The organism is Pseudoduganella sp. UC29_71, assembly GCF_042693265.1.
Classification (GTDB): Bacteria; Pseudomonadota; Gammaproteobacteria; order Burkholderiales; family Burkholderiaceae_D; genus Rugamonas.
Genome location: NZ_CP170549.1, coordinates 5,287,392 through 5,300,997 on the forward strand (window position 1 = coordinate 5,287,392; position 13,606 = coordinate 5,300,997).

At 66.8% G+C, this 13,606-nt stretch carries 8 protein-coding genes and 2 pseudogenes; 2 read left to right on the forward strand and 8 right to left on the reverse strand.

The window, feature by feature from the left end:
• Positions 1 to 81 precede the first annotated feature (81 nt).
• The 5 genes and pseudogenes from ACFJI2_RS23460 to ACFJI2_RS23480 all read right to left on the reverse strand — a co-directional run bounded on the left by ACFJI2_RS23460 (position 82) and on the right by ACFJI2_RS23480 (position 6,794).
• The gene (locus tag ACFJI2_RS23460) at positions 82 to 1,212 is read right to left on the reverse strand and encodes a glycosyltransferase family 4 protein (protein ID WP_377702142.1); all 1,131 of its coding nucleotides are present in this window, start codon (positions 1,210 to 1,212) and stop codon (positions 82 to 84) included.
• A gap of 4 nt (positions 1,213 to 1,216) precedes the next feature.
• On the reverse strand, positions 1,217 to 2,350 hold the full coding sequence (locus tag ACFJI2_RS23465) for a glycosyltransferase family 4 protein (protein WP_377702143.1): 1,134 nt from the start codon (positions 2,348 to 2,350) through the stop codon (positions 1,217 to 1,219).
• A 5-nt stretch (positions 2,351 to 2,355) separates the two neighbouring features.
• A pseudogene (locus tag ACFJI2_RS23470) lies at positions 2,356 to 3,266 on the reverse strand (NAD-dependent epimerase/dehydratase family protein).
• 41 nt (positions 3,267 to 3,307) lie between these two features.
• Positions 3,308 to 4,351, reverse strand: coding sequence for a GDP-mannose 4,6-dehydratase (gene gmd / locus ACFJI2_RS23475; protein ID WP_132137875.1), 1,044 nt, complete (start codon positions 4,349 to 4,351; stop codon positions 3,308 to 3,310).
• Between the two features lie 124 nt (positions 4,352 to 4,475).
• Positions 4,476 to 6,794: an NADP-dependent malic enzyme gene (locus tag ACFJI2_RS23480; protein WP_377702144.1), complete on the reverse strand. Its 2,319-nt coding sequence runs from the start codon at positions 6,792 to 6,794 to the stop codon at positions 4,476 to 4,478.
• Between the two features lie 257 nt (positions 6,795 to 7,051).
• Between ACFJI2_RS23480 and ACFJI2_RS23485 the strand changes: the two genes are divergently transcribed.
• Both ACFJI2_RS23485 and thiL read left to right on the forward strand, forming a co-directional pair.
• The gene (locus ACFJI2_RS23485; protein WP_377702145.1) at positions 7,052 to 7,240 is read left to right on the forward strand and encodes a hypothetical protein; all 189 of its coding nucleotides are present in this window, start codon (positions 7,052 to 7,054) and stop codon (positions 7,238 to 7,240) included.
• 59 nt (positions 7,241 to 7,299) lie between these two features.
• Entirely contained in the window at positions 7,300 to 8,280 is a 981-nt protein-coding gene (gene thiL, locus ACFJI2_RS23490) for a thiamine-phosphate kinase (RefSeq protein ID WP_377702146.1), read from the forward strand.
• Positions 8,281 to 8,315: 35 nt separating this feature from the next.
• On the opposite strand, the pseudogene ACFJI2_RS23495 reads toward thiL, so the two are convergent.
• The 3 genes and pseudogenes from ACFJI2_RS23495 to ACFJI2_RS23505 all read right to left on the reverse strand — a co-directional run bounded on the left by ACFJI2_RS23495 (position 8,316) and on the right by ACFJI2_RS23505 (position 13,536).
• Positions 8,316 to 10,938: pseudogene (locus tag ACFJI2_RS23495) on the reverse strand (EAL domain-containing protein).
• Positions 10,935 to 12,962, reverse strand: coding sequence for an ATP-binding protein (locus ACFJI2_RS23500; protein WP_377702147.1), 2,028 nt, complete (start codon positions 12,960 to 12,962; stop codon positions 10,935 to 10,937). Before ACFJI2_RS23500 ends, ACFJI2_RS23495 begins: the two are co-directional and overlap by 4 nt.
• 10 nt (positions 12,963 to 12,972) lie before the next feature.
• Positions 12,973 to 13,536 carry a YfiR family protein gene (locus ACFJI2_RS23505; RefSeq protein WP_377702148.1) on the reverse strand — a complete coding sequence of 188 codons (564 nt, stop codon included), beginning with the start codon at positions 13,534 to 13,536 and terminating at the stop codon, positions 12,973 to 12,975.
• Positions 13,537 to 13,606 lie beyond the last annotated feature (70 nt).

Genomic DNA, 13,606 nt, shown 5'->3' on the forward strand with positions numbered 1-13,606 from the left:
GCGGGTTACGGCTGCGCCTAACCCGCCCTACGGGACCACGGAACCAGGAGAGCGTCGCGGAACGCTGATCCGTAGGGCGGGTTAGCGCGCAGCGCGTAATCCGCCGGCCGCCAGCTCGCGGTACAGCTCCATGTAGCTGCGCGCCATGCGCTCGGCGGTGAACAGTTCCTGGTAGCGCTCGGCGGCGCGCTTGCCCATGGCGGCGGCCACGTCGGGCTGCTCCCACAAGGCGCGCATGGCCGCGCCAAAGGCCTGCGGGTCGCTCGGCGGCACCACCATGCCGGTCACCTGGTCCACATTGATGTACGTGGTGCCGGTGCCGATCTCGCTCGAAATCATCGGCTTGCCGTACATGGCCCCTTCCAGCAGCGAAATGCCGAACGCCTCCGAACGCAGGTGCGAAGGGAACACCATGGCGTAGGACAGCTCCAGCAGCGCCACCTTGTCCTCCTCCTCCAGCGCGCCGACGAACATCACGTGGGTCAACCCCAGGCGTTCGGCGTGCGCCTTCAGCTCCTGCTCCAGCGGCCCCGCGCCGACGATCACCACCGGGTAATCGGTGCCGGCCAGCGCGTCCAGCAGGATGTGCAGGCCCTTGTAGTAGCGCAGCATGCCGATGAACAGGAAGAAGCGCTCGCCGCAGCGCGCGCGCCACTTGTCCAGCACCGCCGGCGAGGGCTTGGGATAGATCGACTGGTCCAGGCCGTAGGTGATGGTGCGGGTCTTGTTCTTGTAGCGGCCCAGCACCGGCGACGAGGCCAGGTAGTTGGGCGAGGTGGCCACGATGGCGTTCACGCTGCGCAGAAAGCGCTGCTTGAGCGGCGTGTACACGCGCAGCAGCGCCTTCTGGCGCACGATGTCCGAGTGGTAGGTGACCACGCTGGGCTTGTCGATGCGCGCCAGGAAGTGCGCCAGGTCCATGAAGGGCCACGGGAAGTGGTAGTGGATCACGTCCGCGTCGCGCGCCAGGTGCTTGAGCTTGCGGATGGCTGCGAAGGACATGGCGTTCGACGCGATTTCCACGCTGAGCGGCACGCGGTGCACCGTATGGCCCTCGATTTCCATCTGCGCGGGGCCGCCGTTGCGGGTCAGCGTCAGCACGTCGTTCTTCACGCCCAGGCGCGTGGTGCCCACGCACATCTGGCGGATCACCTGCTCGATGCCGCCCCACGTGTCGGGGTAATAGGTCTTGTAGAAATGGAGGACGCGCATAGGTTCAGGATAAGAGGGAGTGGTACACGGCTGCCGTCTTGCGCGCGGTTTCGGCCCAGGTCAGCTCGACGGCGCGCACGCGTCCGGCGGCCACGCAGCGCGCGCGCAAGGCGTCGTCGCGCGCCAGCTCCAGCATGGCCGCGCCGATCCCGGGCACCGACAGCGGATCGACTTCCAGCGCCGCGCCGCGCGTCACTTCCGGCAGCGACGAGGTGTTGGAGGCGATCACCGGCACGCCGGAGGCAAACGCCTCCACCACCGGGATGCCGAAGCCCTCGTACAGGGACGGGAATACGAACACGCCGGCGCCGGCGTAGACGTGGCGCAGCTGTTCGGCGTGGGTGAGGCGGTCCAGCCACAGCACGTTCTCGCCGTTCTGCACCGCCGCTTTCATTTGCGCCTGCAGTTCTTCGCTGCGCCAGCCCGGCGCGCCCACCACCACCAGCTGGCGCTTGGCGCGCACCACCGGCGGCAGCGCCAGGTAGGCTTCCAGGATGCGGCCGACATTCTTGCGCGGCTGCAGCGTGCCGACGAACAGGAAGTAGCCGGGCTTCAGGCCGTATTGCGCCAGCGTGGCGGCCACGGCTTGCGGCGCCGGCGCGTCCAGCCATTCGGCTTCCACGCCGCAGGGCACCACGCTGATGCGCTGTTCGCTCACGCCGAAGCATTCCACCAGCTCGCGGATGGCGAATTCGGTGTGGGCGATCACGTGATCGGCCTTGCGCGCGGCCTTGGCCTGCAGCCAGTTCTTCAGGCCGCGCAGGCGCGGATTGCACCACTCGGGGTGCGATACCGGCAGCGCGTCGTGCAGCGTGGCCACCACCATGCAGTCCATGCGCACGGTGCGGTAGTCGGTGGAATGGAACAGGTCCACGCCCGGCATGTGCTCGCGCATGGCGCCGGGCGTGCACAGGTCGCGCAGCGTGGTCACAGGGAAGGAGTGCGGCATGGCGGTGCCCACGCTGAGCGCGGAGGCGCCCTTGCCGAAGGGCGCGAACGGTGCAAAGGACAGGGGCTGCACCGGGCAGCCCGCTTGCGGCAGATGCCGCAGCAGGGCCTGGCTATAGACGCCTATGCCGTCAAGGCGGCCACCGGTCAGGACCGGTTCAACAGTGGTGGTGGAAAGGCCAACGCGCAAGACACTCAAGCCTCGTACATCCAGCGCAAGGTCTGCTCCAGCGGCACCGGCACAATCTGCCCCACCACGCCTGCCAGGCGGGTGTTGTCGCCAACCAGGCGCACCACTTCGTTGGCGCGCACAAAGGCGGAGTTCACATGCACGTTGATCTGGTAGCCGGCGATGCGGCCCATCATGTCCAGCGCTTCGCCCAGCGAGTAGCCGGTACTGGAACAGATGTTGAAGGTTTGCCCGGCCGGCGCCCTGGCCAGCAGCTGCCGGTAGGCGGCGGCCACCATGCGCACGTCCGAGAAGTCGCGCCACACGTGCAGGTTGCCCAGCTCGATGTCGGCGGCCCTGCGGCGGAAATGCGCAACGATTTTCGGCAGCAGGAAGTTTTCATGCTGGCCCACGCCCGTGTAGTTGAACGGGCGGGTGATGATGATGGGCAGCTTGTCCATCCACAGGCGGGCCATGTATTCCATGGACAGCTTGGATACCGCATAGTCGTTGGCCGGGACGGCGGCACGTCCTCGCCCAGCATGGGCAAGTCGGCGTTGCCGTAGATATTGGCGCTCGACGCGAGCAGCACGGCGGACGGTTTTTTCGCCAGCGCGGCCAGGCCTTCCAGCAGGTTGCGGGTGCCCACCACGTTGACGCGGTAAATCTGTTCAATGTCGGCGTGCGCCACGAAGGCGATCGCCGCCAGGTGCACCACCACGTCGGGCTGCACCTGCTGCACCATGGCTGCGACGGCGGCGCGGTCGGTCAGGTCCACCGCCAGCATGTCCTCGGACACGCCGCCGTGGCCCGGCACCGTGGTACCGGTGACGCGGTAGCCGGCCGCGCGCAGCTCGGCCGCCACGTAGCGGCCGGTGAAACCGGCCAGCCCGGTGACGAGCGCGCGCTTGCCGGCGCCCTCCTGCGAGGGCGACAGCAGCTGCAGGGGTTGCAACGACTGCGGCACCGGCGCGTCCATCAGAACGAGAAGCCGATCTCGTTGCGGCGCAGGTCGGCGTCCACCATCAGCTGGCACAGCTCTTCCAGCGTGGTTTTCGGGGTCCAGCCCAGTTCCTTGGTGGCCTTGGCCGGATTACCGATCAGCAGTTCCACTTCGGCCGGACGGTAGAACTTCGGATTGACGCGCACCAGCGTCTTGCCGGTCTTGGCGTCGTGGCCGGTTTCATTCTCCGCTTCGCCCTTCCATTCGATGGCGATACCGGCGGCCTTGAAGGCCATGGTGACGAAGTCGCGCACGGTCTCGGTGCGGTTGGTGGCCAGCACGTAGGTGCCCGGCTCGTCCGCCTGCAGGATGCGCCACATGCCTTCCACGTATTCCTTGGCGTAGCCCCAGTCGCGCTTGGCGTCCATATTGCCCAGCTCCAGCACGTCCAGCTTGCCCAGCTTGATCTTGGCGACCGAGTCGGTGATCTTGCGGGTGACGAATTCGCGGCCGCGCAGCGGCGACTCGTGGTTGAACAGGATGCCCGAGGAGCCGAAGATGCCGTAGGACTCGCGGTAGTTCACCGTCATCCAGTGCGCGTACAGCTTGGCCACGCCGTACGGGCTGCGCGGATAGAATGGGGTGTCTTCCACTTGCGGAATGGCTTGCACCTTGCCGAACATTTCCGAGGTCGACGCCTGGTAGAAGCGGATCTTCGGATTGACGATGCGGATCGCTTCGAGCAGGTTGACCGGGCCGATGCCGGTGATTTCCGCGGTGGTGACGGGCTGCTCGAAGGACACGCCCACAAAGCTTTGCGCCGCCAGGTTGTAGACCTCGTCGAAATCGCCGTTCTGCATCAGGCGGATGCTCGAACTCAGGTCGGTCAGGTCGTATTCGACCAGTTTCAGGTTGGGGTGATTCTGGATGCCCAGTTCTTCAATGCGCCAGAAGTTCACGGAGCTGGTGCGGCGGTAGGTGCCGGTGACTTCGTATCCCTTGCCCAGCAGCAGTTCCGCCAGGTAGGCGCCATCCTGGCCGGTAATGCCCGTAACGAGCGCTTTTTTAGTCTTTTGCATGATATTCACGTTTTCCAACAGAACTTTGACAGCCGGGTATTGTAACAGAGACATGAAGCCCGCCCGGTTCGCACCGGAGCGGGCTTACACTACTTACATCTTGTTACAGGGCAACTAACCGCTATCAAGCCTTGCGCTGCGCCACCGCGTCCACCACGCACAGCGCCGTCATGTTGACGATGCGGCGCACGGTGGCCGACGGGGTCAGGATGTGCACCGGCGCGGCGCAGCCCAGCAGGATGGGGCCGACCGCGATGCCGTTGCCGGCCGCCGTTTTCAGCAGGTTGTAGGCGATGTTGGCCGAGTCGATGTTCGGCATCACCAGCAGGTTGGCGTCCGCCGTCAGGGTGGAATCGGGCATGATCTTCTTGCGCAGCTTGGAATCCATGGCGGTGTCGCCATGCATTTCGCCGTCCACTTCCAGGTCCGGCGCCTGTTGCTTCACCAGCGCCAGCGCGGCGCGCATCTTCTGCGCCGAGGCGCTGTTGGACGAGCCGAAGTTCGAGTGCGACAGCAGCGCCGCGCGCGGCTGCAGGCCGAAGCGCTTCATTTCCTCGGCGGCCATGATGGTGATGGCGGCCAGCTGGTTGGCGTCCGGGTTCTCGTTGACGTGGGTGTCGACGATGGCCAGCTGGCGCTCCGGCAGCACCAGCACGTTCATGGCGGCGTACACGCAGGCGCCCGGGCGGCGGCCCAGCACCTGGTCGATATACTTCAGGTGCAGGTCGGTGGTGCCGAAGGTGCCGCAGATCATGCCGTCGGCGTCGCCCTTCTTGATCATCATGGCGCCGATCAGCGAGTGGCGGCGGCGCATTTCCAGCTTGGCGTATTCCTGCGTCACGCCCTGGCGGTTGGTCAGCGCGTAGTAGGACTGCCAGTAGTCGCGATAGCGCTCGTCGAAGTCCGGGTTGATGACGTCGTAGTCCACGCCCTGCTTCAGGCGCAGGCCGAACTTGTGGATGCGGCTCTCCAGCACCGGCGGACGGCCCACCAGGATGGGGCGCGCCAGGCGCTCGTCGACGATGACCTGCACCGCGCGCAGCACGCGTTCCTCTTCGCCTTCGGCGTAGACGATGCGCTTGAGCTCGGCGGGGGTCTGCTTGGCCACCGCGAACAGCGGCTTCATGAAGGTGCCGGAGCGGTACACGAACTGCTGCAGGCTGTCGGCGTAGGCTTCCAGGTCCTTGATCGGACGGGTGGCCACACCGGACTCGAAGGCCGCCTTGGCCACGGCCGGGGCGATCTTGGTCAGCAGGCGCGGGTCGAACGGCATCGGGATCAGGTATTCCGGGCCGAACGACAGGTTGTTGACACCATACGTGGTGGCGACGATGTCGGACTGCTCGGCGTGCGCCAGCTCGGCGATCGCGTGCACCACGGCGATTTCCATTTCACGGGTAATCGTGGTGGCGCCGCAGTCGAGCGCGCCGCGGAAGATGTAGGGGAAGCACAACACGTTGTTGACCTGGTTCGGGTAGTCCGAACGGCCGGTGCAGATGATGGCGTCGCCGCGCACCGCTTTCACGTCTTCCGGCAGGATTTCCGGGTTCGGGTTGGCCAGCGCCAGGATCAGCGGGTTGGGCGCCATCTGCTTGACCATGTCCTGCTTGAGCACGCCGCCGGCGGATACGCCCAGGAAGATGTCGGCGTCCGGGATCACTTCGGCCAGGGTGCGGGCCGTGGTGTCGCGCGCGAAGCGTTCCTTGTCCGGGTCCATCAGCTCGGTGCGGCCCTTGTAGACCACGCCGGCCAGGTCGGTGACGAAGATGTTTTCCAGCGGGAAGCCGAGGTCGACGATCAGGTCCAGGCAGGCCAGCGCGGCCGCGCCGGCGCCGGATACCACCAGTTTGCATTCCTTGATGTTCTTGCCCACCAGCTGGATGCCGTTGAGCAGCGCCGCGCCGACGATGATGGCGGTGCCGTGCTGGTCGTCATGGAACACGGGGATCTTCATGCGGTCGCGCAGCTGGCGCTCGATGGCGAAGCACTCGGGCGCCTTGATGTCTTCCAGGTTCACGCCGCCGAAGGTCGGTTCCAGCGCGGCGATGATGTCGCACAGCTTGTCCGGGTCCGATTCGTTGATCTCGATGTCGAACACGTCGATGCCGGCGAATTTCTTGAACAGCACGCCCTTGCCTTCCATCACAGGCTTGGCGGCCAGCGGGCCGATATTGCCCAGGCCCAGCACGGCGGTGCCGTTGGTGATGACGGCAACCAGGTTGCCGCGCGCGGTGTACTTGTAGGAGTTGGCGGGGTCCGCGACGATTTCTTCGCAGGGGGCAGCCACGCCGGGGGAATAGGCTAGCGCGAGGTCGCGCTGGTTGGTCAACTGCTTGGTGGGGGTAACACTGATTTTGCCGGGTTTGGGGCACTCGTGGTACTCGAGCGCGGCCAGGCGCAGTTGTTGTCTCAATTCCTCTTTTTTATCAGATGACGAATCCATGCTGTACTGCCTTCCTGTTTGTCTATCGGGAAAGCTTCCGATTCTATCAGACCAATTCTTTCAGTTAGCTAGGTATTTTCACGAATCAGACAGAATAACTATCGGTATTATCAATATTATCAATTTTTTCTATGGCGCCGGCGCCTTTCCGCATGCAAGGATTGCGCCAAATTGCATAAAAGTTATAGTTCTTCTAGACAATGTGGAATACGCGTAATAGACTGGGTTGTATGACATCCTTGAGAGAAAGGCACGCGATGAGCTCCCAGTTCTGGCACAACTGCTTCCGACTCTCCAGTGTGGTCTTTCCCGTGGCCACGGTGATGCTGTGTTTCGCCGAGCCCGGTTCGGTGCAGTCGGCGCTGCTCGGCGCGGCGGCCGTGGCCTCGACCGCGGTGTGGGGCTACAGCTCCAGCCGCCACAAGCGCCGGGCGCTCGACGATTGACTGGCCGAGGGCGGCAACGCCCGCCACGCTAGTACCCGGCACGCTAGTACAATGGCGGCATGCTCTCCGAATTCGACCTCATCGCAGAATACTTCAACCGCCCCCGCCCTGTCCGCGCCACGCTGGGCATAGGCGACGATTGCGCCTTGCTCACGCCGGGCGCCGGCATGCAGACCGCCATTTCCTCGGACATGCTGGTGGAAGGCCGCCATTTCTTCGCCGGCGCCGATCCCGTGCAGCTGGGGCATAAAAGCCTGGCCGTCAATTTGTCCGACCTGGCAGCCATGGGCGCGCGGCCGGTGGGCTTTACGCTGGCGCTGGCGCTGCCGTCGGCCGACCGGGGGTGGCTGGCAAGCTTTTCGGCCGGGCTGTTCGCGCTGGCGGACGCCCACGGCTGCGAGCTGATAGGCGGCGACACCACCAAGGGTCCGCTCAACATCTGCATCACCATCTTCGGCGAACTGGCGCCCGGCGAGGCGCTGCGGCGCGACGCGGCCAGGCCGGGCGACGATATCTGGATCTCAGGCACCCTGGGCGACGCGCGCCTGGCGCTGGCGGCCTGTCTGAAGGAGCCGGGCGCGGGCGCGCAGCTGGCGGGCGAGACGGCGCGCCTGGCGGCGGCCTCGGCGCGCCTGCACGCGCCCACGCCGCGCGTGGCGCTGGGGCGCCTGCTGGCGCAGCAGCGCATCGCGCACGCAGCCATCGACATCTCGGACGGGCTGGTGGGCGACATCGGCCATATCCTCAAGCTGTCCGGGGTGGGCGCCATGCTGGACGTGGACGCGCTGCCGGCCGGTCCGGTACTGGCCGGCTGCGCGCAGCAATGGCGGCGTGCCTACGCGGCGGCCGGCGGCGATGATTATGAGCTGTGCTTCACGGCGCCCGCGTCGGCACGCGAGGCGGTGCTGGCGGCCGGCGCGCAAAGCGGCACCCCCGTGACGCGCGTGGGCCGTATCGAGGCCGAACCCGGCCTGCGCCTGGTGGACGCGCACGGCGCGCCGCTGGCGCTACGCGTACAGGGTTTCGACCACTTCGGCTGAGCAGCGGCGGGTTACGGCTGCGCCTAACCCGCCGGCTACGCCAGCGACGTGTGGTCCTCGCCCGGCTCGCCGGCGCGGCGGCCGGTGCCGTGCATCAGCCAATAGTGATGGAACGCGAGCCGGATATTGTCCCGTAGCTGCACGTCGTCCCAGGGCTTGGTGTAGAAGCGGTAGATCGCGCCGCGGTTGATCGAATCGAGCACCGCCTCCAGCCCCGTGTAGCCGGACAGGATGATGCGTATCGTGTCCGGATACATCTCCTTGACCTTGCTCAGGAACTCGGTGCCGCTCATGATGGGCATGCGCTGGTCGCACACGATCACCTGCACCGGGTACAGCGCCAGCAGCTCGAACCCTTCCGCCGGCGAGGCCGCCGTCAGTATCCGGTAGCCGTCGCGCCGGAACAGCCGGTGCAGCGAGGACAGCACGTTGACGTCGTCGTCCACGATCAGCAGGGTCTGCGGCGGCTCGGTGGCCTGGTTGGGGTCCGGCGGCAGGCTGCGTCCGCCCTCGACCAGCTGCCCCATCTCGTCGGCCGGCAGCGGGCGGCTGAAGAAATAGCCCTGGATCTCGTCGCAGCGGTTGCGCCGCAGGTATTCCAGCTGCGGCCGCGTCTCCACCCCCTCGGCGATCACGCGCAGCTTCAGGCTGTGCGCCATGCTGATGATGGCCAGCGCAATGGCCGCGTCGTTCGGATTGGTGGTGATGTCGCGCACGAAGGCGATGTCGATCTTCAGCTTGTCGATCGGGAAGCGCTGCAGATAGGCCAGCGAGGAATAGCCGGTGCCGAAATCGTCGATCGAGCACTTCACGCCCAGCTCCTTGAGCCGCCCCAGCACGCCGATGGTACGCTCGGCGTTGGACATCAGCGCGGTCTCGGTCAGTTCCAGCTCCAGCAATTCGGGCGGCACCTTGTGGCGCTCCAGCGCGGCCTTCACCTCCCCTTCCAGGTCGCCCTCGACGAACTGGCGGCTCGACACGTTCACCGCCACCGTGACCGGCCCCACCATGGAACGGCCCCAGGCCGCGATCTGGCGGCAGGCCGCGTCGATGATCCAGGCGCCCACCCGCACGATCAGTCCCGTGTCCTCCAGCACCGGCACGAACTCGGCCGGGAACACCAGGCCGTAATTGGGCCGCTGCCAGCGCAGCAGCGCCTCGGCGCCGCTGATGCGGCCGGTGGTCAGGTTCACCTTGGGCTGGTAGTACAGCAGCAGCTCGTTCTCGTCCAGCGCGCGGCGCAGCGCCAGCTCCAGGTCCAGCCGCGCCAGCACCTGCACGTTCATGCCGGCGGTGAAGAAGCGGTAGCCGTCGCGGCCGGCCTGCTTGGCGCGCTCCATGGCGGTGTCGGCGTACTTCACCAGCGTCTCCGGATCGGTGGCGTCGTCCGGGTACATGGCGATGCCGATGGAGGCCGTCAGCGCGGCCGGGTGGCCGTCCAGGTCGAACGGCGCGCGCAGCGCCTCGCGCACCTCGTTGGCCACCAGCACCGCGTCCTGCTGGTTGCGCGTCATCGTCAGGATCAGCGCGAACTCGTCGCCGCCCAGGCGGCCCACCGTGTCGCGGATGCGCACGCACTGCACCAGGCGGTTGCTGAACTGGCGCAGCAGCTCGTCGCCGGCGGCCGGCCCCAGCGAATCGTTGATGTTCTTGAAGCGGTCCAGCGCGATGAACAGCACCACGATGCGCCACTCCTTGTCCTGCGCCAGCTCGATCGCTTCGGCCAGCGTCTGGAAGAACAGCGTGCGGTTGGGCAGGCCGGTCAGGCTGTCGTAGTGCGCCATGTGCAGCAGGCGCTCCTGGGCCTGGCGCCGCTCGCTGATGTCGCGCGCCACGCAGATCAGCGTGGGCGGCACGCCGCCCGGCTCGGGACCGGCGGCGCGCTCGGCGTCGGTGCGGTGCTGCAGCTGCCAGTACAGCTCCACCGGCACCGCCGCCAGGTCCTGGCGCGTCAGCTCGGTCTCCACCAGTTCGGGCGCGCGCGCGGCCGCCACGGTGGCCATGGCCGCCGCGCAGTGGGCCTGCAGGTTCTCGCGCGTGCCCAGGCCGATGCGCGCCGGCTCCAGCGCCAGCAGCGGCGCGCGGCCGTAGCCCAGCATGCGGCAGGCGCCGTCGTTCACGTCCACCAGCGCCAGCGTGGCGGTGTCGATCAGGAAGATGGCGTCGGCTGTGGCGTCCATCGCGCTGCGGAAGCGCTGCAGCTCGGCGGTGCGCTCGCGCACGGTCTGCTCCAGCAGCGCGCTGTAGTTTTTCGATTCGCGGTGCATCAGCCGCACTTCGAGCATGTTGCGGATGCGCGTGAGCACCTCCACCGGGTCGAACGGCTTGCTGACGAAGTCCGCGCGCGCCGGCCTCCAGCGCGGCCAGCTTGTGGTCCGGCTGCGCCGTCACCACCAGCACCGGCAGGTAGGCGTCCGCCTCCAGCGGCTTGAGCACGTTCATCACCTCGAAGCCGCTCATGCCGGGCATGTGCAGGTCGAGGATGATCAGGTCGTAATTGTGCTGCTCGTGCCAGGGCGCCACCACGCGCGGATCGGTGGTGGAGCTGACCGCCGTGTAGCCGGTGGTGTTGAGCAGGTACTCCAGCAGCTGCACGTTGACGGCCTGGTCGTCCACGATCAGGATCTTGGCGTTGAGGATGTCGGCCTGGGTAATCATGACAGTTCCTTGCTGGCTTTGCGCTCCGCGATGGTGGCCAGCGTGCTGTTGATGGCCTCCGTGAATTCATCGATGTTGATCGGCTTGATGAGGTAACGGAAGAATCCTGCCGCAACGCCTTTTTCTATGTCGCGCGGCATGGCGTTGGCGGTCAGCGCGATGACCGGAATGTGCTGGGTGCCGCTGTCCGCGCGCAGGACGCGGAGGGCGTCCAGGCCGCTCATGCCGGGCAGGTTGATGTCCATCAGGATGATGTCGGGCTGGTGCGCGCGCGCCAGCTCGATGCCCAGGTGGGCGTCCGGCGCCGACAGCAGGCGCAGATCGGGCCGGAAGCTGATGATCTCCTCCACCAGCTTCAGGTTGGCCGGATTGTCCTCGACATACAGGATGACGGCGGGCGCGTCCGGCGCGCGCTGGCCGGCCGCGCCCCCCAGCGCGCGCGCCGCCTCGCTGTCGATCAGCGAGGGCAGCGGGTCGGTGGCGCGCAGCTCGATCCAGAACAGGCTGCCCACGCCCTGGCTGCTGGAGGCGCCGATCACCCCGCCCATCAGCTCGACCAGGCGCTTGGTCACCACCAGGCCGATGCCGGTGCCCTCCTCCGGGCCGCTCTCCTGCCCCAGGCGGTTGAAGGGCTGGAACAGCATGGCCACCTGTTCCGGCTTGAGGCCGATGCCGGTGTCCTGAACCGAGAGCCGCATCAGGCCGGGCGCACTGCTGCTGCAGTCGACCACCACCGCGCCGCCTTCGCGGTTGTACTTGATGGCGTTGGAGAGCAGGTTGAGCAGCACCTGCTTGAGGCGGGTGCGGTCGGCGCCCACCGCGGCCGGGCACTGGTCCGGGAACAGCATGCGGATGCCGCGCGCGGCCGCCAGCGGCTCGGTCATGCTGCGCACCTCGTGCAGGATTTCCTGCAGCGCCACCGGCTCCATCGACAGCGCCACGGTGCCCGATTCAATCTTGGCCAGGTCCAGGATTTCGTTGATCAGGGTGAGCAGGTGGCGGCCGGACTTCAGGATGTGGCTGGCGAATTCCTTCTTCTGCGCCAGCGTCGAGGGCAGCTTGTCGGAGGTGAGGATCTGGGCGAAGCCGAGAATGGCGTTGAGCGGCGTGCGCAGCTCGTGGCTCATGGACGACAGGAAGGCCGACTTGGCCTGGTTGGCGCTCTTGGCCTCCTCCATGGCCATGGCCAGCTCGCCGTTGGTGGCTTCCAGCTGCAAGGTGCGCTCGTGCACGCGCTGCTCCAGTTCCGCGTTCAGGCGCATCACCTCCTGCTGCGCCTGCGAGCGCTGCTCGGCCTCGCGCGCCAGTTCGCCGTTCGATTGCGCCAGCTCGCGCTGGCGGATCTCCACTTCGCTCAGCATGGAGTTGAACGACTCCACCAGCTGCGCCACCTCGTCTTCGCTGGTGGGCGCGGCGCGGCGCGAATAGTCGCCGGTCTGCACCACTTCGCGCGCCACGTCGCGGATGTCGAGGATGGGGCGGGTGATGATGTAGTCGGTGCGGCGCATGATCAGGTAGGCGATGCCCATGGCCGGCAGGATCACCAGCAGCACGATGCCCATGTAGTCGCCCAGGCGGCCCAGCATTTCGTATTCGGCGCGCAGGTAGACCGTGCCCTGCAGCTCGCCGTTGTCGACGATGCGCTTGAACAGCGTCAGCTTGCCGTTCTCGAAGCGCATCGCGTCGGGTTCGGCCTGCTGCGGGAAATGGTCGTCCTGGCCGGGCGCCACGTAGCTGGCGAACAGCTTGCCCCTGGCGTTGTAGATGGCGCCGGCGTTGATCTTGGGACGCAGGCGCAGCAGCGACAGGGTCTGCTTGGCCAGCGCCTTGTCGTCGAAGGCCAGCGCGGCGCTGCTCATGTGGCCGATCAGTTCGGACTGCGTGCTCATGTCGCCGCTCACGCTCTGATGGTAGGCGCGCAGGTCATAGGCCACGATCATGGCCAGCGACACCAGCAGCGCCACCAGCGTGGACAGCATGACCACGCCGAGCAGCTTCTGGCGCAGGGAACGCATCCTGATCATCGGTCCCTCCTCATGTGCTTGCTCCCGACGCGACGCGGTAAGCGGCCGACAGCATGCGCGCGCTGATGCGGATGCGGGCGGCGGCGGCCGGCTTGAGCGCCACTTCGAAGCGCAGGCGCTCGTCCGCCAGCACGAAATTGATGATGCTGCCCAGCGCGTGCGCCTCCTCGCTGTCGGACACGGTGAGCAGCGGCTGGCTGCGCGTGGCGGCCAGCACTTCCTGCAGGCTGGCCTTGTCCAGCGTGCCGAGGAACAGCATGTGCACGTGGCCGGGCGGTTCGCCCTTCTTCAGTTTTTTCACCTGCAGCGGATGGCCGTTGGCGCTGTGGCCGGCCACGATGCGTTCGAGCTGGCCGGCCAGCTCGTCGGCGCCCATCACGCCGATCAGCAGCGGACTGTCGGGCCGCACGAAGCTGCCTTCGGGCCACTCGACAAAGCCGGCGAACTTGACCAGATAGGCGGCCTTGACCTGGCGCTCCACGCTCTGGTCCTGGGTCCGGCCGTGCAGGTGCACGGCAAGAAGCAGCAGTGGAAGCATCAGTCGCAGCAGTCGCGGCAGGCTTGCAAACTGCATGTCTCCCTCCTTTTAGCTGAGATGCCGGGCCGACCCAGGCTAGTCGAGTGTACGCATTTTTGGCTTTGCT

Excerpts from the sequence above, each read along its gene's own strand:
- thiL (WP_377702146.1), top strand. The coding sequence starts at position 7,300 with ATGCTCTCCGAATTCGACCTCATCGCAGAATACTTCAACCGCCCCCGC.
- gmd (WP_132137875.1), bottom strand. The coding sequence starts at position 4,351 with ATGCAAAAGACTAAAAAAGCGCTCGTTACGGGCATTACCGGCCAGGAT.
- ACFJI2_RS23485 (WP_377702145.1), top strand. The coding sequence starts at position 7,052 with ATGAGCTCCCAGTTCTGGCACAACTGCTTCCGACTCTCCAGTGTGGTC.
- ACFJI2_RS23505 (WP_377702148.1), bottom strand. The coding sequence starts at position 13,536 with ATGCAGTTTGCAAGCCTGCCGCGACTGCTGCGACTGATGCTTCCACTG.
- ACFJI2_RS23500 (WP_377702147.1), bottom strand. The coding sequence starts at position 12,962 with ATGATCAGGATGCGTTCCCTGCGCCAGAAGCTGCTCGGCGTGGTCATG.
- ACFJI2_RS23480 (WP_377702144.1), bottom strand. The coding sequence starts at position 6,794 with ATGGATTCGTCATCTGATAAAAAAGAGGAATTGAGACAACAACTGCGC.
- ACFJI2_RS23460 (WP_377702142.1), bottom strand. The coding sequence starts at position 1,212 with ATGCGCGTCCTCCATTTCTACAAGACCTATTACCCCGACACGTGGGGC.